General features: G+C 67.0%; 24 protein-coding genes and 1 pseudogene. 12 read left to right on the top strand and 13 right to left on the bottom strand.

The genetic code is table 11. The features are described from left to right. Positions 1-2: 2 nt before the first annotated feature. Positions 3-716, top strand: coding sequence for a hypothetical protein (locus AB0H93_RS31625; RefSeq protein WP_358577486.1), 714 nt, complete (start codon positions 3-5; stop codon positions 714-716). Between the two features lie 7 nt (positions 717-723). Here AB0H93_RS31625 and AB0H93_RS31620 read toward each other — a convergent pair whose 3' ends face one another. After that, a complete protein-coding gene (locus AB0H93_RS31620; RefSeq protein WP_358577483.1) occupies positions 724-2,046 on the bottom strand; it encodes a NosD domain-containing protein in 1,323 nt (440 codons plus the stop codon). A gap of 82 nt (positions 2,047-2,128) precedes the next feature. On the opposite strand from AB0H93_RS31620, the gene AB0H93_RS31615 reads away from it, so the two are divergent. The 6 genes and pseudogenes from AB0H93_RS31615 to AB0H93_RS31590 form a co-directional block, all read left to right on the top strand. Beyond that, the gene (locus AB0H93_RS31615; RefSeq protein ID WP_358577481.1) at positions 2,129-3,280 is read left to right on the top strand and encodes a Dyp-type peroxidase; all 1,152 of its coding nucleotides are present in this window, start codon (positions 2,129-2,131) and stop codon (positions 3,278-3,280) included. A 387-nt stretch (positions 3,281-3,667) separates the two neighbouring features. Then, positions 3,668-4,192, top strand: coding sequence for a DUF2020 domain-containing protein (locus AB0H93_RS31610; protein ID WP_358577479.1), 525 nt, complete (start codon positions 3,668-3,670; stop codon positions 4,190-4,192). A gap of 98 nt (positions 4,193-4,290) precedes the next feature. Continuing rightward, the gene (locus AB0H93_RS31605; RefSeq protein ID WP_358577476.1) at positions 4,291-5,121 is read left to right on the top strand and encodes a class E sortase; all 831 of its coding nucleotides are present in this window, start codon (positions 4,291-4,293) and stop codon (positions 5,119-5,121) included. Beyond that, positions 5,122-5,280 (top strand): hypothetical protein, encoded by a 159-nt coding sequence (locus AB0H93_RS31600; RefSeq protein ID WP_010694616.1) that lies wholly within the window; start codon positions 5,122-5,124, stop codon positions 5,278-5,280. Between the two features lie 203 nt (positions 5,281-5,483). Further along, entirely contained in the window at positions 5,484-6,353 is an 870-nt protein-coding gene (locus AB0H93_RS31595; protein WP_358577474.1) for a helix-turn-helix transcriptional regulator, read from the top strand. 74 nt (positions 6,354-6,427) lie between these two features. Next, positions 6,428-6,516 (top strand): annotated as a pseudogene (locus tag AB0H93_RS31590) (DUF397 domain-containing protein); the annotation flags it as partial. Between the two features lie 119 nt (positions 6,517-6,635). Here the strand turns inward: AB0H93_RS31590 and AB0H93_RS31585 are convergent. Both AB0H93_RS31585 and AB0H93_RS31580 read right to left on the bottom strand, forming a co-directional pair. Continuing rightward, complete coding sequence (locus tag AB0H93_RS31585) at positions 6,636-7,427, bottom strand: SAM-dependent methyltransferase (protein ID WP_358577472.1); 792 nt, start codon at positions 7,425-7,427, stop codon at positions 6,636-6,638. A gap of 228 nt (positions 7,428-7,655) precedes the next feature. Beyond that, positions 7,656-7,844, bottom strand: coding sequence for a hypothetical protein (locus tag AB0H93_RS31580; protein WP_358577470.1), 189 nt, complete (start codon positions 7,842-7,844; stop codon positions 7,656-7,658). Positions 7,845-7,892: 48 nt separating this feature from the next. Here AB0H93_RS31580 and AB0H93_RS31575 point away from each other — a divergent pair, with 48 nt between their 5' ends. From AB0H93_RS31575 to AB0H93_RS31565, 3 genes are all read left to right on the top strand, one after another. Then, positions 7,893-8,165 carry a hypothetical protein gene (locus AB0H93_RS31575; protein WP_358577468.1) on the top strand — a complete coding sequence of 91 codons (273 nt, stop codon included), beginning with the start codon at positions 7,893-7,895 and terminating at the stop codon, positions 8,163-8,165. After that, positions 8,158-9,291, top strand: coding sequence for an acyltransferase (locus AB0H93_RS31570; protein WP_358577466.1), 1,134 nt, complete (start codon positions 8,158-8,160; stop codon positions 9,289-9,291). The genes AB0H93_RS31575 and AB0H93_RS31570 overlap by 8 nt, the downstream gene beginning before the upstream one ends. Before the next feature lie 470 nt (positions 9,292-9,761). Then, positions 9,762-10,688, top strand: coding sequence for a LysR substrate-binding domain-containing protein (locus AB0H93_RS31565; RefSeq protein ID WP_358577463.1), 927 nt, complete (start codon positions 9,762-9,764; stop codon positions 10,686-10,688). Positions 10,689-10,823: 135 nt separating this feature from the next. Here AB0H93_RS31565 and AB0H93_RS31560 read toward each other — a convergent pair whose 3' ends face one another. The 8 genes from AB0H93_RS31560 to AB0H93_RS31525 form a co-directional block, all read right to left on the bottom strand. Beyond that, positions 10,824-11,819: an amidohydrolase family protein gene (locus AB0H93_RS31560; RefSeq protein WP_358577461.1), complete on the bottom strand. Its 996-nt coding sequence runs from the start codon at positions 11,817-11,819 to the stop codon at positions 10,824-10,826. A 2-nt stretch (positions 11,820-11,821) separates the two neighbouring features. Further along, complete coding sequence (locus AB0H93_RS31555; protein WP_358577458.1) at positions 11,822-12,343, bottom strand: 3-hydroxyanthranilate 3,4-dioxygenase; 522 nt, start codon at positions 12,341-12,343, stop codon at positions 11,822-11,824. Between the two features lie 277 nt (positions 12,344-12,620). Continuing rightward, positions 12,621-13,034, bottom strand: coding sequence for a RidA family protein (locus AB0H93_RS31550; protein ID WP_358577455.1), 414 nt, complete (start codon positions 13,032-13,034; stop codon positions 12,621-12,623). Then, a complete protein-coding gene (locus AB0H93_RS31545) occupies positions 13,031-13,798 on the bottom strand; it encodes a fumarylacetoacetate hydrolase family protein (RefSeq protein ID WP_358577453.1) in 768 nt (255 codons plus the stop codon). The genes AB0H93_RS31550 and AB0H93_RS31545 overlap by 4 nt, the downstream gene beginning before the upstream one ends. After that, complete coding sequence (gene dmpG, locus AB0H93_RS31540) at positions 13,795-14,826, bottom strand: 4-hydroxy-2-oxovalerate aldolase (RefSeq protein ID WP_358577450.1); 1,032 nt, start codon at positions 14,824-14,826, stop codon at positions 13,795-13,797. The genes AB0H93_RS31545 and dmpG overlap by 4 nt, the downstream gene beginning before the upstream one ends. Then, positions 14,823-15,773, bottom strand: coding sequence for an acetaldehyde dehydrogenase (acetylating) (locus tag AB0H93_RS31535; RefSeq protein ID WP_358577448.1), 951 nt, complete (start codon positions 15,771-15,773; stop codon positions 14,823-14,825). The genes dmpG and AB0H93_RS31535 overlap by 4 nt, the downstream gene beginning before the upstream one ends. After that, a complete protein-coding gene (locus AB0H93_RS31530; protein ID WP_358577445.1) occupies positions 15,770-16,582 on the bottom strand; it encodes a fumarylacetoacetate hydrolase family protein in 813 nt (270 codons plus the stop codon). The genes AB0H93_RS31535 and AB0H93_RS31530 overlap by 4 nt, the downstream gene beginning before the upstream one ends. Then, a complete protein-coding gene (locus tag AB0H93_RS31525; protein WP_358577443.1) occupies positions 16,579-18,054 on the bottom strand; it encodes a 2-hydroxymuconic semialdehyde dehydrogenase in 1,476 nt (491 codons plus the stop codon). The genes AB0H93_RS31530 and AB0H93_RS31525 overlap by 4 nt, the downstream gene beginning before the upstream one ends. Positions 18,055-18,363: 309 nt before the next feature. Between AB0H93_RS31525 and AB0H93_RS31520 the strand changes: the two genes are divergently transcribed. Next, a complete protein-coding gene (locus AB0H93_RS31520) occupies positions 18,364-19,647 on the top strand; it encodes an MFS transporter (protein ID WP_358577441.1) in 1,284 nt (427 codons plus the stop codon). 37 nt (positions 19,648-19,684) lie between these two features. Then, on the top strand, positions 19,685-20,521 hold the full coding sequence (locus AB0H93_RS31515; protein ID WP_358577439.1) for an MBL fold metallo-hydrolase: 837 nt from the start codon (positions 19,685-19,687) through the stop codon (positions 20,519-20,521). Positions 20,522-20,597: 76 nt separating this feature from the next. Here the strand turns inward: AB0H93_RS31515 and AB0H93_RS31510 are convergent, their stop codons facing one another. Next, positions 20,598-21,668, bottom strand: a complete 1,071-nt coding sequence (locus AB0H93_RS31510; protein ID WP_358577436.1) for a glycoside hydrolase family 27 protein — start codon at positions 21,666-21,668, stop codon at positions 20,598-20,600. 502 nt (positions 21,669-22,170) lie between these two features. Continuing rightward, positions 22,171-23,379 (bottom strand): cytochrome P450, encoded by a 1,209-nt coding sequence (locus AB0H93_RS31505; protein ID WP_358577433.1) that lies wholly within the window; start codon positions 23,377-23,379, stop codon positions 22,171-22,173. Between the last annotated feature and the right edge of the window lie 5 nt (positions 23,380-23,384).

The raw sequence follows: 23,384 nt of genomic DNA, 5'->3' as shown, positions 1-23,384 counted from the left end.
GGGTGGCAGCCGTCATCGGCATTGCGGCTGCCGCAGTGGTCGCGTTTCTGGTCACTGGCAACGGCTCAGGCCCTACCGGTCCACGTGCATTGACCTCGGATGAGGCGAACCGGCTGGCGATCACGCGGTTTCGCAATTACCAAGCGGGGGGCCGCGCGGTGACGATCACCGTGCCGAGCACCGCCGGTGGGCTGGTCATCACAGGGTCCATCGACTACCGCGCCAAACTCGGTTACGGCGTGGTGCACGGCACCGGGCGCGATACGTCCAGCAACGGGCTGATCGAATGGACGGCCGCCACCGTGCTCGTCCACCCGATGGCGAACGCCCCGGCGGAAGCACCGGCATCGCCGCCCGGGTCGGACTGGTACAGCCGTCCGCTGCGAACGACCGGCAGTGCGCTGGACACCTCGTTGGCCATCGCGCTCAGTCTCGGCAGCGACCGGCCTGACAACGCCGCACTACTGCCGCAGAACGGCGCCACCTGGACTGGACAGGACCAGGTGGACGGCCACCAGGTGGACGTCATGACCGGGCCGGACGCCGGTGCCAAGCCCGGTACGGCGGGCACCGTGCGCTACTGGATCGGCTCGGACGGCACCATGTATCGCGTTCAGGTCGAGGTGGCTTCCGAACCGCAGCCAGTGGTCATCGATTTCGACACCGAGAAATATGTTCCGGTTCAGCCGGTACCCGGAGTCAGCCCGCCGCCGTAGCCGCCGCTCAGGATGTCTGCACCAGCGCACTGCCGGCGAGCAGTGACGCTGACGGCAGCGGGATGCTTGCGGTGTCCGGTAGCGCCGGAACGGCCGGAACAGCCGTGGCACCGGTGGTGGCGGCATTCGGGAACTGTGGCTGTGCGTCAGGCACAGCCACATCGGTGAACGGGATACCGCCGGGTGCCTTCGGCATCGCCCACGTGCCGGAAGGCGTGGGCGACTGGGCAGGAACCGGGCAGGACGCGATCGTCACGAGCTGAGCGGGCACCGTCGTGCGCAGATCATTGGCGTGCACGCAGTTACCCCGTCCCTGCGTGGCGGTGGGAAACGTCCAGCCGACGTCAATGCCGTTGGCGGCGAAAGTGTTTTCCACGATCTGGTTTCCGTCCGGCGGTAGGTCGGCGGTTGCGGTGATCACCAGCCCAGCGTTGATGTTGTCGGCGATTCGGTTGCGGCTGAACTGATTCCCGCTGCCGCCATCGATGCCGATGCCGATGCCCCACCCGCCGTCGGCCTGCTCGGGGGTCGCTGTCTGCTGGTTGCCCGCGACCAGGTTGCCGGCGACGACGGAGCCCTGTTGCGGGAGCAGCTTCTCCTGGTGGTCGGAGTTGATGGTGAGTCCTACCCGGTTCCCGGCAAAGCGGTTACCGACCACGTACATGTCGCCACTGGCGTTGGTACCTTCGTAACCGACCGCGTTGAGTTCGGCGATGTTGTCCCGCACCACGATATTGCACGGCTTGCACTGCCCGACATAGATCCCCGAGTCAGCCGAACCTGACGCGTACGAGCGCTCGATGACACCGTCCTGCGCGGAGAACGCGTAGATGCCGTACAGCCCGTTGCGGGTCGCGGTCACATGGGAGACCAAGAACGATTTCAGGAAAGTGACGGGCTCGTCGCCGGTGTCGTAGCCGCCGCTCGTTCCCGGCAATCCGGCGACCGCTTTCGCCGAACCGGTGACCAGTACCCCGTTCTGCGTGTTGTTCTCCACGGTCAGGTTCTCGACGGCCACCCCGGGTGCGGCGACGACGATGCCGTTCGGCTGCTGCAACCGCCCGTCGATAATGACCTTGTCCCGGGACTCGCCACGAAGAGTAATTCGAGCCGTGGCGATCTTCACGGACTCCTGGTAAACGCCCGGCGCGACCAACACGAGGTCACCGGGCTGAGCGAGAGACACGGCGGCCGAGATCGTCGGGGCGTCAGCCGGCACTCGGATCGTCACGTGCGCACCGGTCGGTCGTCGGCCCTGGCCCGATCCGTCATCGCCGGCGCCGCAGCCGGCCAAGACGAGCGTCAGCGTACCCAGCACCGCGACTGTCACGCGAAGACCGAAACGAGGCATGATCGCAGTTTGGCATGGACGCCGGAACCTGTGGGAGGGCGGATATGGCACTCTCCATACCGTGAGCCGAGCCGATCATCGCCCGTCACGCCGCGCGTTCCTCGGTGTCACCGGTACCGCAATGGCCGCCGGCCTCGCCGCCGGGTGCGAATCGGGATCCCCTCAGTCGAGCCAACTCGATGCCCCCGCCTCAACCACGCCGGTGTCACCGACGGGCCAGCATCAGGCGGGCATCACGCTCCCGCAGCCGGCCCAGCCCAATCTGCTGGCCGTGGTGGCCGACCTCGGCCAGGCCGTGGCCGTCGGCCCATTATTGGCCGACCTCGGCCAGGCCATCCTCACGCTCACCGCGGGGACCGATGCACGACTGCTGGGCCTACCGCCGGGCGATCTCACCGTGACGATCGGAGTGGGCCCCCGACTGGTGCGCATGGTCGATCCTTCCCTACCCGGCGCCGTGGATCTCCCACAGTTCTCCCGCGAGCAGATCGCCCCGCAGGCACGCGGCGGTGACCTGCTGGTGCAGATCTGCGCCAGCGACGCCTTGGTATTACCGATCCTCGCCGCCGCGCTCTTGGACCAGGCTGGCGACCGGATGCACGAACGCTGGCGGCAGTCCGGGCGCCGCGGCTCGAACATTCCCGTAGATCAGGGCCTTACCGCGCCGCGAAACCTGTTCGGTTTCATCGACGGCATCGTGGGCCCGCACACCACCGTCCAAGAACAACGAGACCTGTGGCTGGCCGGACCGGCTCCAGTCGCCGGCGGAACCATTGCCGTACTGCGGCGCATGGAACTCGATCTGCCGCGGTTCGCCAAGCTGTCCGTTGCCGACCAGGAGGCGGTCTTCGGCCGGTACCGAGCCACCGGCGTGCCTCTCTCCGGTGGCGCCATCACCTCGGACCCGAACCTCGGCGCCAAAACGCCGGACGGACGCTACCTCATCCCGGCGGACGCCCACGTCCGCAGAGCGCACTCCAACGTCGTTGGCGTCGGCCTCATGCTCCGTCGTTCCTACAGCACCGACGAACCCGCCCCCGGCCTGCTTTTCATCAGCTTCCAGAACGACGTACGAACATTCACCAGCACCCTGACCCGAATGGATCATTCCGACGCACTGCTGGAATTCACCACCACTACCGCCAGCGCGACCTTCCTGATACTCCCCGGTTTCGACCAGCAACACCCGCTTGGCGCCACGCTGTTCCACTGAACCGGTCGTCCACAGTAGACAGTTCTGCACGTTCGGTCGAGATGCTGGTGCCGTTGCGGTACCAGCTTGGCCGCACCTTCGGGTGCGGCCAAGCGCCCACCTTCCACATGCGCGTTGGAGCACACCAAGCTCTAAGCCACTTCAACGGTCACCGGCCCCAACAAGGCCGGGAGCACCGCCCACCCAACCACGAGCCCTCCGCCGTCATCCCGCTCGACGCCCCGACCCGCCGCCGTGCCCTCGGCGGCGTGATCAACGAATACCGGCCTGAAACAGGCCGCAAACCACCAGCCCACAGGCAGAGCCGCGAATATCGGCACGGTACAGGTCCCAGCCTGCTAGAGGGGCCACACCCGACAACCCGCCTTCGGTCGGGAGAATGCGGCCATGCGACGAACCGTGCTTGCCCTCGGGATCACCGCCGCCCTCACAACGGCCTGCTCGCAGACAAGCCAGTCCGCGCCCACCAGCACTACGCCGACCACCACGACCACACCGGTCCAGCTCCCGCCCGATCCGCAACCCACCGGTGCCGGACCGTGCCCCTACCTGACCAGCACCTTCGTGGCCGACGCGAACGGGCAGCGCGTGTCGAAGGTCCAGACCTCGGCGGACAAGCCACACCCGACGTGCTTCTTCTCTGCGCTCACCGGGAAGCTCCAACTCACCGTTCGGGTGTATTCCGGCGACCCGGCCGTGGCGAAGGCACTCGTCGACGAGGCGGCGCCGGTGGACACGAGCAACCCCGCGACCGACCCGGCAGGCTGGCAGGGCGGCTACCAGTCGACGGAAGCCGGCGCGGTGTATGCCGTGGTCAAAGGCGGTGCGGCGGTCATCGTTACGACCAATCAGAAGCAGACCGTGAAGGCGAGAAGCGTTGCCAGGCAGGCGATTGCCGCTCTCGCACTCTAGGTCGGCCGGGAGGACCAGCACCCGGATCCGGTGCGCCAAGGGCCGCAGCGACCTGCACCCGACACGTTAACGTAAGCGAGTACTAGAAAGGAGCACGCGTGGCGATCCCGAAAGCGCCGAAGTCATCGGGGGGACTCGGCGCGAAGATCGTGCGAACCTTCGGCGAGCTGCTGATCACCGCCGGGCTGATCGTCCTGCTGTTCGTCTTCTACGAGCTGTACGTGACCGGCCTCTTCTCGGCGAAGAAACAGGCCAGCGCGACGACGACGCTCAACGAGGACTGGGCGCAGGGCCGGCAGCCGCATCCCGAACTGATCGATGGCAAAGCGTTCGCCAAGCTGTACATCCCGACCTTCGGCGCCGACTACCACTTCACCATCCAGGAAGGCACCGAAGCGGCGGCACTGGAGGTCGGGCCGGGGCACTACAAGGGCACCGCGCTGCCCGGCGAGGCAGGCAACTTCGCGGTCGCCGGGCATCGGGTCGGCAAGGGTGCGCCCTTCAACGACCTGGACTTGCTGAGCTCCTGCGACGCGATCGTAGTGGAGACGCAGACCGACTTCCTCGTCTACCGCGTACTGCCGCACTCCGACGAGATCGCGAACTGGTCGACCGGGAAGGGCGCGCAACCGCAGTGCTCGCATGTCGGCACGCTGCGGACGAACGCGGCCGACGGCGGCCCATACGGCGAGACCTACGGCCGCGAGATCGTCAGCCCGAACGAGGGCGATGTCGTGGCGCCGGTGCCGCACGAACCGCCCGACATCCTGCCGCCCGCACAGCAGGTCGCACTGCTCACGCTGACCACGTGCCACCCGCAGTTCTCCGATCGGCAACGGCTGATCGTGCACGCGGTGCTGACCGAACAGTTCCCGAAGACGGCCGACGCCACGTATGCCCAGTTGTTGCAGGCCATCGGGGAGGCATAGATGTACGGCTGGATCTGGCGTCACCTCCCCGGGCCGCTGGGCGCGAAGCTGGTGCTCGCGCTGCTACTGGCCCTGGGAGTGATCGCGCTGTTGCTGTTCGTGGTCTTCCCCTGGCTGGAACCGATGCTCCCGTTCAACCAGGTCTCGGTCCCGAACTAGGAGCGTTCGGGCTGCTGCCACGCCTGCCTCTCACGACTGCGCTCCGGGGACCAGAAGTGAGCCCCGCGGCCACCGCCACCGTTGGCCCTGGTCTTCGTGCGCGGCATGCTCCGCCGGCTACGCCAGCTATGATGAATAAGGCTGTCAGCTGCGGGCGTTGGTTACCATGTTGGCGGAGTAGTCCGTTGTGGAGGAGGTCTCGCGTGGCCGAGGACAGTGCCACGGAGGGCGGCCCCACCGCTCGGCGGCTTGTGCTGGGTAACCAGCTGCGCAGGTTGCGCGAGGCAAAAGGGATTTCCCGGGAGGACGCCGGATACGCCATCCGCGGTTCCGGATCGAAGATCAGCCGGCTGGAGCTGGGCCGGGTTGGTTTCAAGGAACGCGACGTCGCCGACTTGCTGACCCTCTACGGCGTCGCGGCCGCTGCTGAGCGCGAGTCCTTCCTCGACATGGTGCGCCGGTCCAACGAGCCGGGCTGGTGGCACCGCTTCAACGACCTGATGCCGTCGTGGTTCCAGGACTACGTCGGTCTGGAGGAGTCGGCCTCCCGCATTCAGACCTTCGAGATTCAGTTCGTGCCTGGGCTGCTGCAGACCGAGAAGTACGCCCGTGCGGTCGCCACGCAGGGCCGTCCGGATTTCCCGGACGACGAGGTGGCCCGGCGAGTACGGCTGCGTTTGCAGCGCCAGAAGCTGTTCACGCGGCCGGAGCCGCCGCGGCTGTGGGCGGTCATCGACGAGTCCGTGCTGTACCGGCCGATCGGCGGCCGGGAAGTGCTCCGGGAACAGATCGAGCACCTGCTCGAGGCGACTACCATGTCCGCGGTTTCGCTGCAGGTCCTGCCGTTCGACGTCGGTCGCTCCGGCGCGGAGGGCCCCTTCACCCTGTTGCGTTTCGCTCAGCCGGAAATTCCCGACATCGTCTACCTGGAGCATCTCTGCGGCGCCCTCTATCTCGACAAGTCCGAGGACGTTGAGGTCTACAGCGCCGCTCTGCACCGCCTCACCTCCGACGCTCTCACTCCAGAAGACACCCGCAAGACTTTGAAAGCCGCGCTGAACCGCTTTTCTTAACGGCATGTGTCCGCACATCGCGGGGACGCAGGAGATGATGTGCGGCCTGGTGATGGAGCCGCCACAGCGGAGCGGTGGGCAACTGCGTTGAATTGGCACCGTTGGTCGACGGCGGCATCGCCGTCAGAAACTCGCGCTACCCGAGGGTCCAGCACTGGTCTACGAGTTCGACGACCTCGTCTGACGAGCCGTCCCGACGCTCCGCCGCGGAGCCGTCAACGCTTCGGAGAAAGCCCCTGCCGCCAGGAAACGATCAGCTCCCCGGCAGGCAGGACCACGCCACTACGGCTTACGACCTACCGCGCAGTAGGCATCCAACGGCTCTCCCGCGCCTGTCTGGTCAGCGCCCGGCCGCCACTGGTTGATCGGGGTCAGACCAGGGCTGACCAGCTCCAGCCCGTCGAAGAACGTGGTCACCTGCTCCACCGAACACAGCCGGTACGGGATCGCGCCGCTCTTCGCGTACTCCTCAGCGGCTTTGCGCGCCGTCTCGCTGAGGTTGGTGTTCTCCCACAACACCAAGTAGCTGCCGGACGGAACCGCCGCCATCACCCGGCGCGTAATCGACAACGCCTCCTCGTACTCGGGGACATGCCCGAGCACGCCCATGAACATCACCGCGATCGGCTGTGTGAAGTTCAGCGTGGACCGGGCATCCGCAATGATCACCTCGGGCTCGTGATAGTCAGCGTCGACATAGGCGGTCACGCCCTCGTCGCTGGTGTTCGTCATCAACGCTCGGGCGTGCGACAGCACCAGCGGGTCATTGTCGACGTAGACGATCCTCGACTCCGGTGCGGCCGCCTGGGCCACCTCGTGGGTGTTCTGCAGAGTCGGCAGGCCGGTACCGATATCGAGGAACTGACGGACACCGGCCTCGGCCGCCAGATAGTGCACCGCCCTCATCAAGAACTGCCGGGATTCCTTGGCAATCTGCACGATCTCCGGCTGGAGAGCAATCCACTCATCCCCCGCAGCCCGGTCGACGGCGTAGTAGTCCTTGCCGCCCTGCCAGTAGTTCCAGATCCGCGGCGATGACGGTGCGGTGTAGTCGATGTCAGCGCTATCAGCCACCAGGTACTCCGATTCTCGTCACGGGGCCTCCACCCGTACCTTAGCGTGACGGTTCCACCCCGAACGACTTTCCGTCCCCACCAGCGTCTCCAGACCACCTGCACCTCTTGCAGCGGTACGCCGGAATCCGGCGACCCACGACCCACGACGCGCGAGGCGCTCACACCTGCGGGAACTCGCTGACCTGGACATCAACCGCGGTGCCCTGGCTCGCACCACATGACCGTGTCAACGGCGGCTGAATGCGCACTCCGGCGCCACCGTGGTGCCGACGACGATGGGGACGATCGTGCCGCGGTTGGGGAACATGTCGTAGTGGGCACTGATCAGTGCCTCGACGGCCCCGGCGATCAGCACGACCAGCGCTGCTGCCCCCTTGGGGATCCAGACACGCCAGCCGGCACGGGTGGCACTCACCTGACCTCCTGGTGGGACGGGGCGGACGTCCGGGGCCATCGAACCACGGTGGCCGACTTCCGCGTTCCCGCGGAACTGGCCGAGACCGACCGCACGGCGCTCGAGGACGCCGCCGTCGTGATGTACGACGCGCTCGGCTGCCGCGGCCTGGGCCGAGTCGACTTCTTCCTCACCGCTGGCGGTCCGGTGCTCAACGAGGTCAACACGATGCCGGGGTTCACCGAGCAGTCGCAGGCACCCAAGATGTTCGCCGCCGCCGGCATGTCCTACCCGGAGCTTGTCGATCTGCTGGTCCGCGACGCGGCCGGTGTCCATGGCTGAGCCACCCGCCCACCCCCCACACGATCCGCCGTACCGGCACCCGCTTGGCCCGCACCGCCCCATCGACCACCATCGTGCCGCGCCCGGCGCCTATCACGGTGGTCACCGACCCCAGCGGCATGTTCGACCCGCCGTTGCCGGCCGGATCGCCGGGCTCGACCTGGTGCGCGGGATCGCCGTCGGGCTGGTGATGCTGCGGCACGCACTGCCCGACCTGTTCACGGGTGCGGGCGTGGTCGGGGTGGTGATGTTCTTCGCGCTCAGCGGCTACCTCATCACCGGCCTACTGGTCGACGAACACGCACGCACCGGGCGGATCGACTTGCGGCAGTTCTACCTTCGCCGCTCGCGGCGAGTCGTCCCCGCGATGGTCGCGCTGGTCGCCGTGATCGCCGTGGTGACCTTGGTGTTCGACCCATTGGGCGATCGGAGCGAGCTTGGCCGCACCGTGCTGTTCGCGCTGACCTGGACCGGAAACCTGCCGTTCGGACACGCCAGCGACGCAACATTCCACCTGTGGACCCTGGCCACCGAGGAACAGTTCTACCTCGTCTGGCCAGCGCTGTTGCTGGTGCTCGCCCCGCGACGCGGGCTGGTGGTGGCCGCCCTGGGGACGGTCTCGGCGCTGGTCGCCACCGTCGTGTGGTTCCGCCATGCCCCCGACCTCGCCTATTCGCTGCCGACCAGCTGGGCGGTCTGCTTCGTGATCGGCGGCGCCACCCGGGTGCTGCAATCGCGGTACCGGCTCATCGCGCCGACATGGACGGCACCCGCGGCGCTGGCAGGGCTGGCGGTGCTGAGCGTGGTCCCGTTGCGCGGACACGCGCTCACCTACCTCGTCGCAGGCCCCGCCATCGCCATGCTCACAGCGGTGCTCGTGATCGCGTGGCGAACCTGGACCCACGTCCGGGCGTGGCCGTCGCGTGCACTCGTGTGGCTCGGGACCATCTCCTACGGCGCCTACCTCTGGGACTACCCGATAACTCTGTGGCTTCGCGCCTATCTCCCCGGCATCGGCGGCCTGCTCGCCATCGCACCGACGATCACCATCGCAGCACTGAGCCGACGATATGTCGAGAAGCCATTCGAACGCCGGCGCGCACCCAGATTCACAGCTTCCGGATGACAGCCTGTTCGGGCCGGCTGCGCCCACGCAGCCATCGTCAGCGCAGCAGACGGTCAACGAGACGGTCGAGGCTGGTCCACTTCGCGATATGATGTCCAAAGAGGACGAATTGGGTTGGCGTTGACCGGGCAACGCGGTTTCCTGCCCGGTCAACGCCGTGCTCGAACGGGGCTTGCAGGCCGAGATGACCGGCCACCGCGCCTGCTACTACGACAAGCACCGCAAAGCTCGTACGCACCAAGGGAATCCGTCCCCAATTCGCCAGGCGCGGCACCGAGCACGGCTCCGGACTGGGCGTGTACCGGCGGGCACGAACTCAAGAACGACTCAACCGGTTGGGGCCCCTGAGCCGCGACAGAAGCCTTGACGCATAGCCTTTCAGGCATACATAGTCGACGCATTCGTCGACTCCGGGCATTGCGCGGCAGGCGGCGCCGCCACCGATCCCGCTGCCTCCGGTAGGACTTCTGATGGATTTGCCCCGACTCCTCGACGGCCGGCTCAAGCTTCGACACCTCGTCCTCATGGACGCTCTGAGCAAGCAGCGGAGCGTGGTGGGTGCGGCGGCAGCTCTGCACGTTACGCAACCGGTGGCGACCAGGAGTCTGCACGAACTCGAGGAGATCCTCGGGGTGCAGCTCTACGAGCGGGGCCCGCGGGGCGTGACGCCGACCGTGTACGGCGAGGCGTTCACCGAGCACGCCCGCGCTGTGCTCGCCCAACTCACCCAGGCCAGCCGCCACGTCGGTGAGCTCGCCGACGCATCCCGGGGCACGGTGGTCGTCGGCACCCATCTGGCCGGATCGAACGTGCTGCTGCCAGCGGCGATCGCCAGGCTGAAAGCAGAACGGCCGCTGCTCACCGTCGTGGTGCGGGAGGGCACCCCGGAGAGCCTGCTGATCGAGCTCGAAGCCGGGCGGATCGACCTGATAATCGGGCGCCTGACCGCGCCGAGCAGCGAATCGGTGACCCGCACGCCGCTCTACCACGAGTCGGTCCAACTCGTCGTCCGCGCGGAGCACCCGCTCACCGCCAAGCGCGAGCCGGGCCTGGGCGAGCTGTTGGACTACCCGTGGATCCTGCCGGGAGTCGAGACGGCCCTGCGCCGCGAACTGGAGGAGTTCTTCACCAGGCACGGCGTGCCCCTGCCGGAGAACCGCGTCGAGTGCACCTCGTTCCTCACCGTGCGCCACCTGCTGCTCGAAACCGATGTCATCGCGGCCCTGCCGACGCTGATCCCGCGCGACGACATGCGGCTGACCACCCTGCCGGTCACGCTGGAGCACGTCGGCCACAGCGTGGGGATCACCCTCTCGGCCGGACGGCGGCTGAACCCGTCCGGCCTCGCGTTGGTGACGGAGCTGCGGAGCGTGTCGGCGACCATGGCCGACAAGTAGGCCCCACCCCTGCGATTGCGTCAACGATCCACGTTGGGAATTTGATCCCACAGCAGGCATTTGTCCAGTATGGACGGTTCGGCGGGGAACTGGTATCGCGAGTGTCCGCGGGAATCCCCCCGAACACCGGCTCGGCTAGGAAATCCCGAGGAATCGCTCGGCGTTCTGCCTGACGATCTGTTCCCGCGCCGCGTCGTCGAGGAACGCGCTCTTGCGCACGACGTCCCCCACCGGGCGCTCGCCCAGTGGGTACGGGTAGTCGCTGCCCACCATGACCCCGTCCGTGCCCAGCGTGTCGACCAGCAACCGGAGCGCGCGCTCGTCGAACACCACCGAATCGACGGAGAACCGGTCCAGGTAGTGCGTCGGCGGGAATTCCGACGTGCCGATGATGTCGTTGCGGCCGTGCCAGGCGTTCTCCATCCGGCCGAGCCAGAACGCGAAGGACCCGCCGCCGTGCGCGAAGCAGATCTTCAGGCTGTCGTCGATCCTGTCGAAGACGCCGCCGAGGATCAACGCGAGGATGGACAGGTGCGTCTCGGCGGGCATTCCCGTGAGCCATTGCGCCATCCAGCGGTCCAGCCGCGGCGAGCTGGCCATGTCCCACGGGTGCACGAAAACTGGAACGTTCAACGAGGCGCAGTGCTGCAGGAACGTGACGACGCCTTCGCTGTCCAGGTCGAGATCTCCGACGTGGTTGCCGATCTCGACGCCGCGGTGCCCGTTCGCCACGGAGCGTTCCAGTTCCCTGCAGGCCGCGTCGGTGTCCTGCAGAGGAACTTGGCAGAACGGGATGAGCCGGTCAGGCGCGGGCGCGACGATGTCCAGGGCCAGGTCGTTGAAGATGCGGGAGATCTTCGCGGCTTGCGCACCGGTGCGGCCGTAGTTGAAGAACGCCGGGGTCGGAGAGACCACTTGCGCCTGCACGCCGTCGGCGTCCATGTCGGCCAGCCTCCTCCCGGCATCCCAGCAGTCGGACCGGATCCGGCGGAACTCCTCGGTCCCCACCATGATCACCGCTTCGGACTCCGATTCGACCTTCAGCCATGGCGCACCCGGGCCGGCTTCGGTCGTCAGATCCGGCCACCCGTTCGGGACGTAGTGGCTGTGCACATCGATGATGCCGTCCACGATCAGCCCTTACCCGGGTGCAGCGCGCCGCACTTCCGGCAGGTCCGCGCCGTCTCGTCGGCGTAGAACTCGGCGAACACCGGAGGCAGGTCCTCGACGATGTCCCGGACCTGCAACTCGATCTCGTGGAGCAACGAGTCACATTCGAGGCAGTACCACTGGAAGCGTTCGAGCGTTCCTTCCTCTCGAACCCGTTCGATGACCAGTCCGATCGAGTCCGGGTCGGGCCGCTGCGGCGAGTGCGGGACGTTTCCGGGAAGCAGCCAGGTCTCGCCCTCCCGGATGTGCACCGTCTCCTTCCCGTCCTCGGTCATGACATCGACGTGCATGTCGCCCTTGACCTGGAAGAACCATTCCTCGTACGGGTCGAAGTGGTAATCCGTCCGCTGGTTCGGGCCGCCGACGATCTGAACGATGAAGTCCTTTCCGAGCGCCATCGTGCGGTTGTTCACCGGCGGCTTGAGCAGGTGTTCGTGCTCTTTGATCCACTCTTGGAAGTTGATGGTCCGCGGCAGGCTCGTCATAGCGATCTCTCCTCATTGAGCGTTTTTAATCCTGGTCGGCCCGCAGTCGCGGGTCGCAAAGCTGCACGTCGATGGGGTGTCGCATGCGCCGCAGGCGCATAGCCCACCTACGACACTGGCACCGCCGCGGGTTCACGGTGCCCACCCCTCCGGGGTTCCCTTGCGAGGACGGCCCCTCCGCCGTGTATTGGACATACATCAGGAGGGGCACCCACAGACCAGGGAGCCTCTGAGGTTCCGCCACCCGCACCGCCACGCGAATCGAGGCTGGAAACCTTCATTGCTTCCGGTGTGCGATGGCCTGGATCTCGATCAGCAGGTGCGGGTGCGGCAATTGGTGCACGGCCACCGTCGTGCGGGTGGGGCCCTGCTCGTCGAAGTACTCGCCGTAAACCTCGTTGTATCCGCCGAAGTCGTTCATGGAGACCAGGAACGTGGTGATCTGCGCGATATCGGACAGGTCCGCACCGACGTCGCGCAGGATCTCGCGGATGTTCTCGATCACGGCTCTCGTCTGCTCGCGGATGTCCAGGTTGGTCGTGCCGAATTCGTCCACCTCGACGCCGGCGAACGTGTTGTCCGGTCGCCTGGAGCTCGTGCCGGAGACGAAGATCAGGTCCCCGACGACCTTCACGTGCGGAAACCGCCCCCGCGGTCTGGCACGTCCTTCGACAACGCGTGCGGTGTTCATGCTCGTCCCTTCACCGATACCGATCCGATTCCCGCAACCCGGCATTCCGCGACTCCCGGCGTGAGCGTTGCTGCCGCGGTCGCCGCCCCGGCGAGCACGACCTGTCCTGCCCTCAGCGGGATCCGGCGACGGCGGCACACATCCAGCAAGGCGTGCAACGCGCGGACGGGGTTCCCGAGAACGGCAGCGGTCGATCCGACCACCTCGGTGTTCCCCACCCGCAGTTTCACGGCGCGGTTCGACACGTCTTCGAGCGGACGCCAGGGCCCCACCGCACAAGCCGAGGCCGAGGTGTTGTCGGCGACCACGTCGGTGTAGGTGAACCGGAAATCCCGGTAGCGGGAATCGATGATCTCCAGTGCGGGGGCGAGCGCGTCCACACAGGACTCGATCTCCGTCGTCGGGTCGTCCACGTCGACGTCGCGGCTCAGCCGGTAGGCGATCTCGGGCTCGATCTTCGGGTGAATGAAGCGGGATAGGTCGACGTCGGCGCCGTCCGCGATGCGCATGGCATCGGTGAGCCTGCCCACGATCACGTCGGAGACGCCCATCTGAGCCATCTTGGCCTTGCTGGTGAAACCGAGCTTCACTCCGACGACTCGTTCACCTCGCGACTCCCGGCGGGCGATCAGCGCGGCCTGGATCGCGTAGGCCTCCTCGATGCCGAACTCGTGGTCGTCCGCGAGACTCGGCGTGTCCTGGCGGTTCGCCTCCGCGGCGTGCAGTCGGTCGGCCAGTGCCTCGACCTTCTCGGCAGAGATCATTCGTTGCTCCCCGCTGCTGCCGCGTCGCGCCGCGCGGCGAGATCGAGCGCGATGTCGACGATCATGTCCTCCTGGCCGCCGACCATGTGTCGTCTGCCGGCCTCGAGCAGGATCTCCCTGGCGTCGAGCCCGTAGCGCCTGGCCGCCCGCTCGGCGTGCAGCAGGAAACTCGAATAAACACCGGCATATCCCAAGGTGAGCGTTTCGCGGTCCACCTGCACGGGTCGGTTCCGCAACGGCCGGATGATGTCGTCCGCTGCGTCCTGCAGCGCGAACAGATCGCAGCCGTGTTCCCAGCCCAGCAGGTCGGCGACCGCCACGAACGCCTCCGCCGGGCAGTTCCCGGCACCGGCTCCTTGCCCGGCCAGGGCGACGTCGACCCGGTAGGCGCCGTGTTCGACCGCGGTCACGCTGTTGGCGACCGAGAGCGAGAGGTTCTCGTGCGCGTGAATGCCGATTTCCGTGCGGTCATCGAGAATCTCACGGTATGCGTCGATCCGCTCGGCGACGTCGGACATGGTCAGCCGTCCGCCGGAGTCGGTGACGTACACGCAATGCGCGCCGTAGGACTCCATCAGCGACGCTTGTTCGGCGAGCTTGCCGGGCGAATTGAGGTGGCTCATCATCAGGAAGCCGGACACGTCCATGCCGTGCTCCCGCGCCCACGCGATGTGTTGCGCGCTGACGTCAGCCTCGGTGCAGTGCGTTGCCACCCGAACGCTGCGGACACCCAGCGCGTGCGCCCTGCGCAGGTGCTCGATGGTTCCGATTCCGGGCAGCAGCAAGGTGGTCAGCGTCGCATTCTCGACGGCCTCTGCCGCCGCCTCGATCCACCGCTCGTCGGTGTGCGCACCGAATCCGTAGTTCGCACTCGATCCGCCGAGGCCGTCGCCGTGCGCCACCTCGATGGCCGCGACCCCTGCGGCGTCCAACGCGCGGACGACCTCCCGGACCTGGTCGACGGTGTACATGTGCCCCATGGCGTGCATCCCGTCGCGCAGGGTCACGTCTTGCACGTAGATCTTCATGGGCGCACCCATCCTCGGAGTTCGGCGATCCGCTCCGCGGTGCGAAGCGCAGCGGAGGTCATGATGTCGAGGTTCCCGGCGTAGTCGGGCAGGTAGTGGCCGGCCCCGAGCACTTCGAGGAAGACCGAGACCTTGACCCCGGTGACCGTTCGCCCGAGGGCGGGGACGAAGGTGTCGACCGCGTCGAACTGCACTTCCTGCTTGAGCCGGTACCCGGGCACGTACTCCCGCACGGACTCGACCATTCGTCGCACCGAGGCGGCGATCTCGTCCTCGTCGAGCCCTGCATCGACTCCCTCGACGAGGCAGAACACCGTGTCGCGCATGACGATCGGCGGGTCGGCCGGGTTCAGCACGATGATGGCCTTGCCGACCTCCGCACCGCCGACCAGTCTGATGGCTTCGCTGGTCGTTTCGGTGAACTCATCGATGTTGGCGCGGGTACCCGGTCCTGCCGACTTCGAGGAGATCGACGCGACGATCTCGCCGTAGGCGACCGGCGCGACCCTGGCGATCGCCGCGACGATCGGGATGGTGGCCTGGCCACCGCAGGTGACCATGTTGACGTCCGGAGCGTCCAGGTGCTCGTCGAGGTTCACCGGGGGCACCACGAACGGGCCATGGGCGGCCGGGGTCAGGTCGACCATCAGCTTCCCGTGCTCGCGGGCGATCTCCGCGTTGCGCACATGCGCCTTGGCCGAGGTGGCGTCGAAGATCACCTTGATGTCGGCGAACTCCGGCAGTTCGACCAGTCCGTCGATGCCACGATGCGTGGTCGCGATCTTGAGGCGCCCGGCGCGGGCCAGTCCGTCCGACTTCGGATCGATCCCCACCATCGCGCCCATGCGCAACGTCTCGGAAACCCGCACGACCTTGAACATCAGATCCGTTCCGATGTTGCCGGATCCGATGACGGCCACCGGGATGCTGCCGGCGTCGATGCTCATTCGCCTGCCTCTTCGATCACGGCCTCGACCTCGCCCAGCCCGTCCAGCTTCAGCCGGAACCGCCCCGGCTCGTCGATCGGCACCATGGGGCCGATCGCGCCGGACATGACCACATCGCCCGCGCGCAGCGGCTGTTCTCGCCGGACCAGCTCGCGGGCCAGCCATGCCACGGCCACGACCGGCGAACCGAGGCAGGCGTGTCCGGCACCGAACGAGACCGGCTCCCCTTCGCGCTCAAGCGTCATGCCCACCTGCGACAGGTCCTTGCCCAGCAACGGAAAAGGCGTGGTCCCGAGCACGACGGCTCCACTCGACGCGTTGTCGGCCACGGTGTCGGTGATGGTCAGGTCCCAGTTCGCGATCCGCGAGTCCACGATCTCGATCGCGGGAAGCACGAATTCGGTCGCCCGCAGCACGTCCGCGACGGTCGCGCCGGGAAAATCGATTCCCCGACCGAGGACGAAGGCGATCTCCCCCTCCGCTCGTGGCTGGAGGAAACGACTTCTCGGCAACGGCTGCGCGTGGGCGAACACCATGTCGTCGAGCAGCACGCCGAAGTCCGGCTGGAACACGCCGAACTGCTGCTGCACGGCCGCGGCCGTGAGACCGATCTTGGCCCCTACCACCCGGGCACCGGCGTCGACCTTGGCATCGACCACCCGGCGCTGCACCTGGTAGGCGGCGTCGACATCGGTGTCGCCGACCAGGTCGCGGACCGGTGAACACGGGGTTCGAGTTTCGGCCGCGGCGATCAACCGCGTTGCGGCCGCGTCGATCCGGTTGTCGATCACGGCATGGAGAACTGTCATAGCTGCACGCACACATTCGTCGGTTCGGTGTAGAAGTGGAGGGAGGATTCGCCACCTTCGCGGCCGATGCCGGAGAGGCCGACACCGCCGAAGGGCGACCGGAGATCGCGCAGGAACCAGGTGTTGACCCAGGACATGCCGACGTCCATCCGTTGCGCGACCCGATGTCCACGGCGCAGGTCGTTCGTCCACACCGAAGCCGCGAGACCGTAATCGGTGTCGTTGGCCAGCGCGATCGCTTCCTCCTCGGTGCCGAAGGGAATCAGCGCGGCCACCGGGCCGAAGATCTCCTCCCGCACGGGACGATGGGCATTGGTCAGCCCGGTCCAGATGGTCGGCTCGATCCACGATCCCCCACCGAGTTCGGTGCCGAGCGCGGGCACCCCTCCGCCGGTGAGCACGGTGGCGCCGTCCTGTTCGGCCAGTGCGAAGTAGTCGAGCACCTTCTTGCGGTGCGCATGCGAGATCAACGGGCCGGTGGTGGTCTGCGGGTCCTCCGGTGGTCCCAGCCGCAGCCCTCGGGCGCGCTCGACCAGTCCGGCCGCGATGTCGTCGAAAACGCCTCGCTGGACGTAAACCCGTTCGGTGCACAGGCAAACCTGACCGGTGTTGGTGAACACCGACTTGGTCAACCCGGTCAACGCCTCGTCGAGATCGGCGTCGTCGAACACGATCGCGGCGTTCTTCCCGCCGAGTTCGAAGGACACCGGACGCACCCGCGGCGCAACCGCCTTCATCACGTGCGAACCGGTAGCCGATGATCCGGTGAAGGTCACGCCATCGATGCCGGGGTGCGTGACGAGGTGCTCGCCGGCGGAGTCCTGGCCGAAGCCGTGCACCACGTTGTAGACGCCCGGCGGCAGTCCGACCTCGGCGAGGACCTCGGCCAGCAGCGTCGCCGTGGCAGGGGTCTCCTCGCTCGGCTTGACCACGACCGCGTTGCCGCACGCCAGCGCCGGCGCGACCTTCCAGGTCAGCAGCAACAGCGGCAAGTTCCACGGCACGATCACCGCAACCACGCCCAGCGGCTTGCGCACCGCGTAGTTGAGCGCCTGCCTGCCGCCCGCCAGATCGGTGAGGAAGGATTCCAGTCCCGCCGCGGCCACCACGTCGGCGAAGGTCCGGAAGTTGGTCAACGCGCGTGCGACGTCCAGTTCTCGCGCCTGCGTGACGGGCTTGCCGGTGTCGGCGACTTCCGCGGCGACGAACTCCTCGAACCGTTCCTCGATCCGGTCGGCGGCGCGGCGCAGCAGCGCGGCCCGCTCGCGCACCGCGGTGTCCGCCCAACCGTTGGCCAGGGCCCGGCGAGCGGCCTGGACCGCGCGATCGACGAGCGCGGCATCCGCCTCGTGCACGCGGGCGATCAGCCGCCCCGTCGCCGGTTCGACCTGCTCGAAACCCCGATCGGTGTCGGGTTCGACGAACTGCCCGTCGACGAAGTTGCGCGTCCAGAGCCCGTGCTGTGCCGTCATGCGTTCCAATCTGACCGCCGTGCCCATAGCGATCAAATGCGCTTTTCAGCGCGAGCCATACCCAGTCCGCATAGCCGGAAGTCAAGCCGCCACGGCAGCCCCGGGCGCTCCGACAACATCGTCGCGACCTGCAGCTATGCATCCACCACATGGCGCCGGACGAGATCGGCATTCGCTTCCGCCGGATCCTCAGCACATCCTCGACGCGACCCGGCGACGCTCCCTGATCCCGGCTCGTCACCACGGAGGTTCCTGGAGATGTGTTCGGCAACAACAGATCCCGGCCGCTCGACATCGCGGAACGGCTCAGTGCGGAAGGTCGCCTGGGCATCGGCGATCGGCAGCACCATCGAGTGGTACGACTTCTTCCTCTACGGCACCGCGGCCGCGCTCGTGTTCGACAGCCAGTTCTTCCCCGAGCTGGATCCCGCAGTGGGCACCATCGCCGCGTTCGGCACGCTCACCGCGGGATTCCTGGCTCGCCCGTTGGGTGGCGTGATCTTCGGCCACTTCGGGGACCGCGCCGGCAGGCGCAACACGCTGATCGTGTCCCTGCTGCTCATGGGCCTGGCCACCACGATGGTCGGAGCGCTGCCCACCTATGCCGACGTCGGCATCTGGGCTCCGGTCCTCCTGGTGCTCCTGCGACTGGTCCAGGGGATCGGTCTCGGCGGCGAATGGGGCGGAGCCATCGTGCTCACGCTCGAACACGCCCCCGAGGACAGGAAGGGTTTCTACGGCTCGTTCCCGCAACTGGGCACCCCGGCCGGGCTCATCCTCGCCAACGGCGCGTTCCTCGGCTGCCTCGCGGTTGTCGGGAAGGAGGAATTCGTCCAATGGGGATGGCGCATCGTCTTCCTGATCAGCATCGCGCTCGTGGCGGTCGGTCTCTACCTCCGCGTGCACGTCCAGGAAAGTCCGGAGTACGTGCGGACCGCGCAGCGCAAGCAGGTCGACCGAGCACCGGCAGCGGTCGTCTTCTCCCGGCACTGGAAGCCGCTCATCCACGCGACCCTCGTCATCGTCGGCAACAGCACCGCCGCGTACATCTTCATGGTCTACGTGCTGTCGTACGGCACGACTGCGCAGAACCTGAGCCGGCCGTTCGTGCTCGGGTGCGTGATCCTCGGCTCGGCCGCGTGGCTGGTGTCCGTGCCGTTCTGGGCGCGCCTCGGTGACAGGTTCGGCCTGCGGGCCGTGTTCGTGCACGGATCGGTCATCCGCCTCGTCTGGTGCCTGGCCTTCTTCCCCGTCGTCGACACCGGGAACGAGCCGATCATCCTGCTGTTCATGGTGTCGATGGGGCTCGTCCTGTCCGTGACCAACGCACCCATCGGCACGTTGACCGCGGGGTTCTTCCCCGTGGAAGTCAGATATTCCGGTGCCTCGATCAGCTATCAGATCGGTTCGCTGCTCGGCGGCGGCATCACGCCGTTGGTGGCCTCCGCGCTGTTCACGACGACGCAATCGTCGTGGTCGGTGACGGCCTACCTCCTGGCGATCTCCGTGGTGAGCCTCGCGGCGTCGAACGCGATTCCGCGCCGGGATGCCGCACCAGTCCACGAAGCGAGCGCTCCGACCGAGGTGCGCTGAACCACGTCGTCGAACAACCGTTCTGGAAAGAGGGAAGATGGAACTCGTCATCCTGGGCAGCTCCGGCGGACCGCAGCCGAACCGCGAACGATCCGCTCCCGCGACGGCGATCGTGCGCGGCGACGACATCCACGTGATCGACTGCGGGAACGGCGTCGCGCGGCAGCTGGTGGCGGCGGGCCTCCGCCTGCGGAACCTTCGATCCGTGCTCGTGACGCACCACCACGTCGATCACAACGCGGATCTCGGGGCCCTGCTCCACCTGGCGTGGACCGCGGGTCTGGTCAGCCCCGTCGACGTGTGCGGACCGCCGCCGCTGGCGCGAATGGTCGAACTGCTCCTGGAGGCCGGCAGGCCCGACATCGAGCATCGCGAGCTGCTCGGCAGGCCGAAGCTCGCCGGGCTGTTGCGCCTCCGCGAAGTGGAGGAACCCGGGGTCGTCATCACCACGCCGCCGATGACCATCACCGCCGGCACGGCGCTGCATCCGCCGATGCCCGCCTTCGCCTACCGGGTCGACGCCGACGACTCCTCGGTGGTCGTGTCCGGTGACACCGCCGCCTCCGAGCAGGTCGCCGAACTCGCCAGGGGCGCCGACGTCCTCGTGCACGAGGTGTACTCGCCGAACCACCTCGACCGGCTGCTCGCGGGCACGAACGCCGGGGTCGCCGAGTTGCAGCGGCACTTCGCCCGCGCGCACACCGATGCCGAAAGCGCCGGGAAGATCGCGAAGCAGGCGGGCGTGCGCACCCTCGTCCTCTGGCACCTCATCCCGTACGACCTCGACGAGGACGAGTGGATCAGGCAGGCGAGCCGCCACTTCGACGGCGAGATCCTCGTCGCCCGGGACCTGATGCGGATTCCCGTCGAGTAGGGCGCCACAGCCGACGCTGGTGCGGACTCCTGCCAACCTTCGGGGATTTGGCAGGAGTCCGTGGCGAGTCCGGGTTTCACTGCTGCGGCGCCACGCGGACCAGCACCGTGCCGTGCGCTGGAACGTCGGCCGAGATCTCACCGTTCGCCGTGGAGTCCGCGTGCTTCCACAAGTCGCGGACCGCGTAAGAGTCGGCCACCGGCAAACCGACATCGATGGCCTTGGTGGAAATCTTCACTTGCTCGTCGGTTTCGTTGAACAGGGCGACCACCCGGGAACCGTCCTGCATCTCCTTACTCACAACCCAGCGGCCGTCGTGCTGGGAGATCACCTTGCCCTGCTTGCCCAGCGGGTCCTGGTCGACGGCGATGACCTCGCGGTTGCCCAGGATCTCCATCGTCGCCTCGTCCGCGTGGCGCAGGTCGGAGCCGATCAGCAGCGGCGCAGCCATGATCGACCACATCGAGAAGTGCGTGCGGTACTCGGTGTCGGTCATCCCGCCATTGCCGACTTCCAACATGTCAGGGTCGTTCCAGCGGCCGGGACCCGCGTACTCGTCGAGCTCCAGGTTCGCCTTCATGATCGACAGCATGCTGTCCCAGCTGTCGCTGATGTCACCGGTCGTGCGCCACAGCTGGCCGAGATCTCCCGCCCACTCCCAGGGCTTGTTCTCGCCCCACTCGCAGATGCTGTAGACGATGGGACGCCCGGTCTCCTTGAGCGCGTTGGCCATGTCGGTGTAGCGCTTCTGGGCGTCCACACCCCAGTTGTTGCAGTTGTCGTACTTGAGGTAGTCCACGCCCCAGTCCGCGAACTGCTGGGCATCGGACTTCTCGTGGCCGAGCCCACCGGGGAAACCGTTCACGTTGCAGGTCTTCGTACCGGCACTGGTGTAGATGCCGAACTTCAGCCCCTTGGAATGGACGTAGTCGGCAACGGCCTTGATGCCATTCGGGAAACGCTGGGGGTCGGGCACCAGCTTGCCGTTCACGTCCCGCACGGGAAGCGCCCAGCAGTCGTCGAGGTTGACGTACTCGTAGCCGGCGTCCTTCAGCCCCTTCTCAACGAAGATGTCGGCGATCCCCTTCACCATCTCCTCGTTGAACTCCGGCCCGCAGTGGGTCGTGTTCCAGTTGTTGAATCCCATGGGAGGCGTCAAAGCGAGACCGCCACCGCCCTCAGCGGGGGCGGCCTGCGCAGGACCGGCCAGTGACAGTCCCGCACTGCACAGCACGGCGACGGTCAGGCCACCGAGCAGTCTGTTGCGAGCACAAGTCCTACGTCGTCTCGGAGATTCTTCGAATGGGCGCTTCGCAAGCTTCATTGCCACTCCTCACCGAGGACATGTCAGCATAGACCTCCATTCACACACATCACCGATCAACGGTCAACATCAGCAAACCGTTCGAAGCCGGGCAACATTTACCGGAATTCCCACAGTGAAAGCAGCGTGGACACCCGGCACAACACACGGAATCCGCTCTGCCACAGGAAAATACCGACAATCCGCATATGCGGCGGAGTCAGTGGACGGCGACGCACGCCCCTACATCAGAATGTTTATTTATGTTGGATTGACTCTGGCGGAGATGCCCGGGCGTGCTCGCAGTCAAGCCTCCAGTGCTCTGCGATAGGCAGGGCGATGTTGATCAAGCGGCGTGGACCCGGACGGGCACACTGCTCCAGCCCTTGAGCGTGTTGTTCAGCTTGGGAATCGGGGCGCCGGCCGGTTCGAGTCCTTCGATGCGCTGGGCGAGCGCGGTGAGCACGAGTTCGACTTCCAGCCGGGCGATGGGCTGGCCGACGCATTGGTGGATGCCCATGCCGAAGGCGACATGTCCGGCCGCTTTGCGGGTGACGTCCATCCGGTCGGCGCTCGGCCCCCACTTGCGCGGGTCGCGGTTCGCCGCACCCAGGAACAACAGGACCTTTTCCCCTTCGGGTATGCGGATACCCGACACCTCGACCTCGCGGGTCGTGGTGCGGAAGAAGGTTTGAACCGGGGACTCGTAACGCAGTGCCTCGTCGAAGGCGAAGCGCGCCAGCGCCGGCTTCTCGCGCAACCGAGCCCATTGATCGGGGTTGGCTGCAAGCGCCTGCACGGTGTTGCCGATGCCGTAGACGGTGGTGTCGACACCGGCGGACAACAAGGATCGCACGAGCATGGGTGCCTGCTCGGCGGAAATCTCGCCGCAGTCGGCGGCATCCCACAGACGCGCTCCAAGGCCACCTGGAGCAAGCGCATCTCGCTGGCAGCTGGCCCAGATCCATTCCTGAACGGGTGCAGCCTTGGCCAGAGCCTGTTCGAGGAGATCGTTGCGGGGGCCGAAGGCGTTGAACGCCAGCCCGCCGTAGGGCAACAGGTGCTCCCGGCCCTCGGCCGGCAGCCCGACCGCGTCCGGGAAGACCTTGAGCGGATAGCGCTCAGCGAGATCCGTGACAGCGTCGAAGTGCCCCCGAGCGACCAATTCGTCGGCGAGCGCCTCGGCTTCGGCTCGGAACGTGTCGCGGAAACCGCGCACAGTGCTCGCAGAAATCACTTTGCCCATGGCCTGGCGTGCGACGGTGTGATCGGGCGGGTCAGCTTCGAGCAGCAGGCTGGGCACCCGCCAGGGCTTCTCCGCGTGGAAATCGCTGAGCCCGACACCGCGGCTGGAGCAGAAGGTCTCGTGGTCGGTCAGTGCGGAATAGACCTCGTGATGGCGGGCCATCGCCCACACCCGGTAGCGGTCGAGATAAACCACGGGGCCGGCGTCACGCAGGCGCTCGTGCATCGGGTACGGATCGCCGAGATTGCGTTCTGCGAAAGGATCGACGTCGAGGACGGCGACGGCGCTGTTCGGGACGGTGGTGGACATCGGTG

Source organism: Saccharopolyspora sp. NPDC050642, assembly GCF_040654735.1.
In the GTDB taxonomy this organism is placed as follows: domain Bacteria; phylum Actinomycetota; class Actinomycetes; order Mycobacteriales; family Pseudonocardiaceae; genus Saccharopolyspora; species Saccharopolyspora elongata.
The sequence above is the reverse complement of the archived record's forward strand: the minus strand, read 5'-3'. Positions and strand labels throughout refer to the sequence as shown.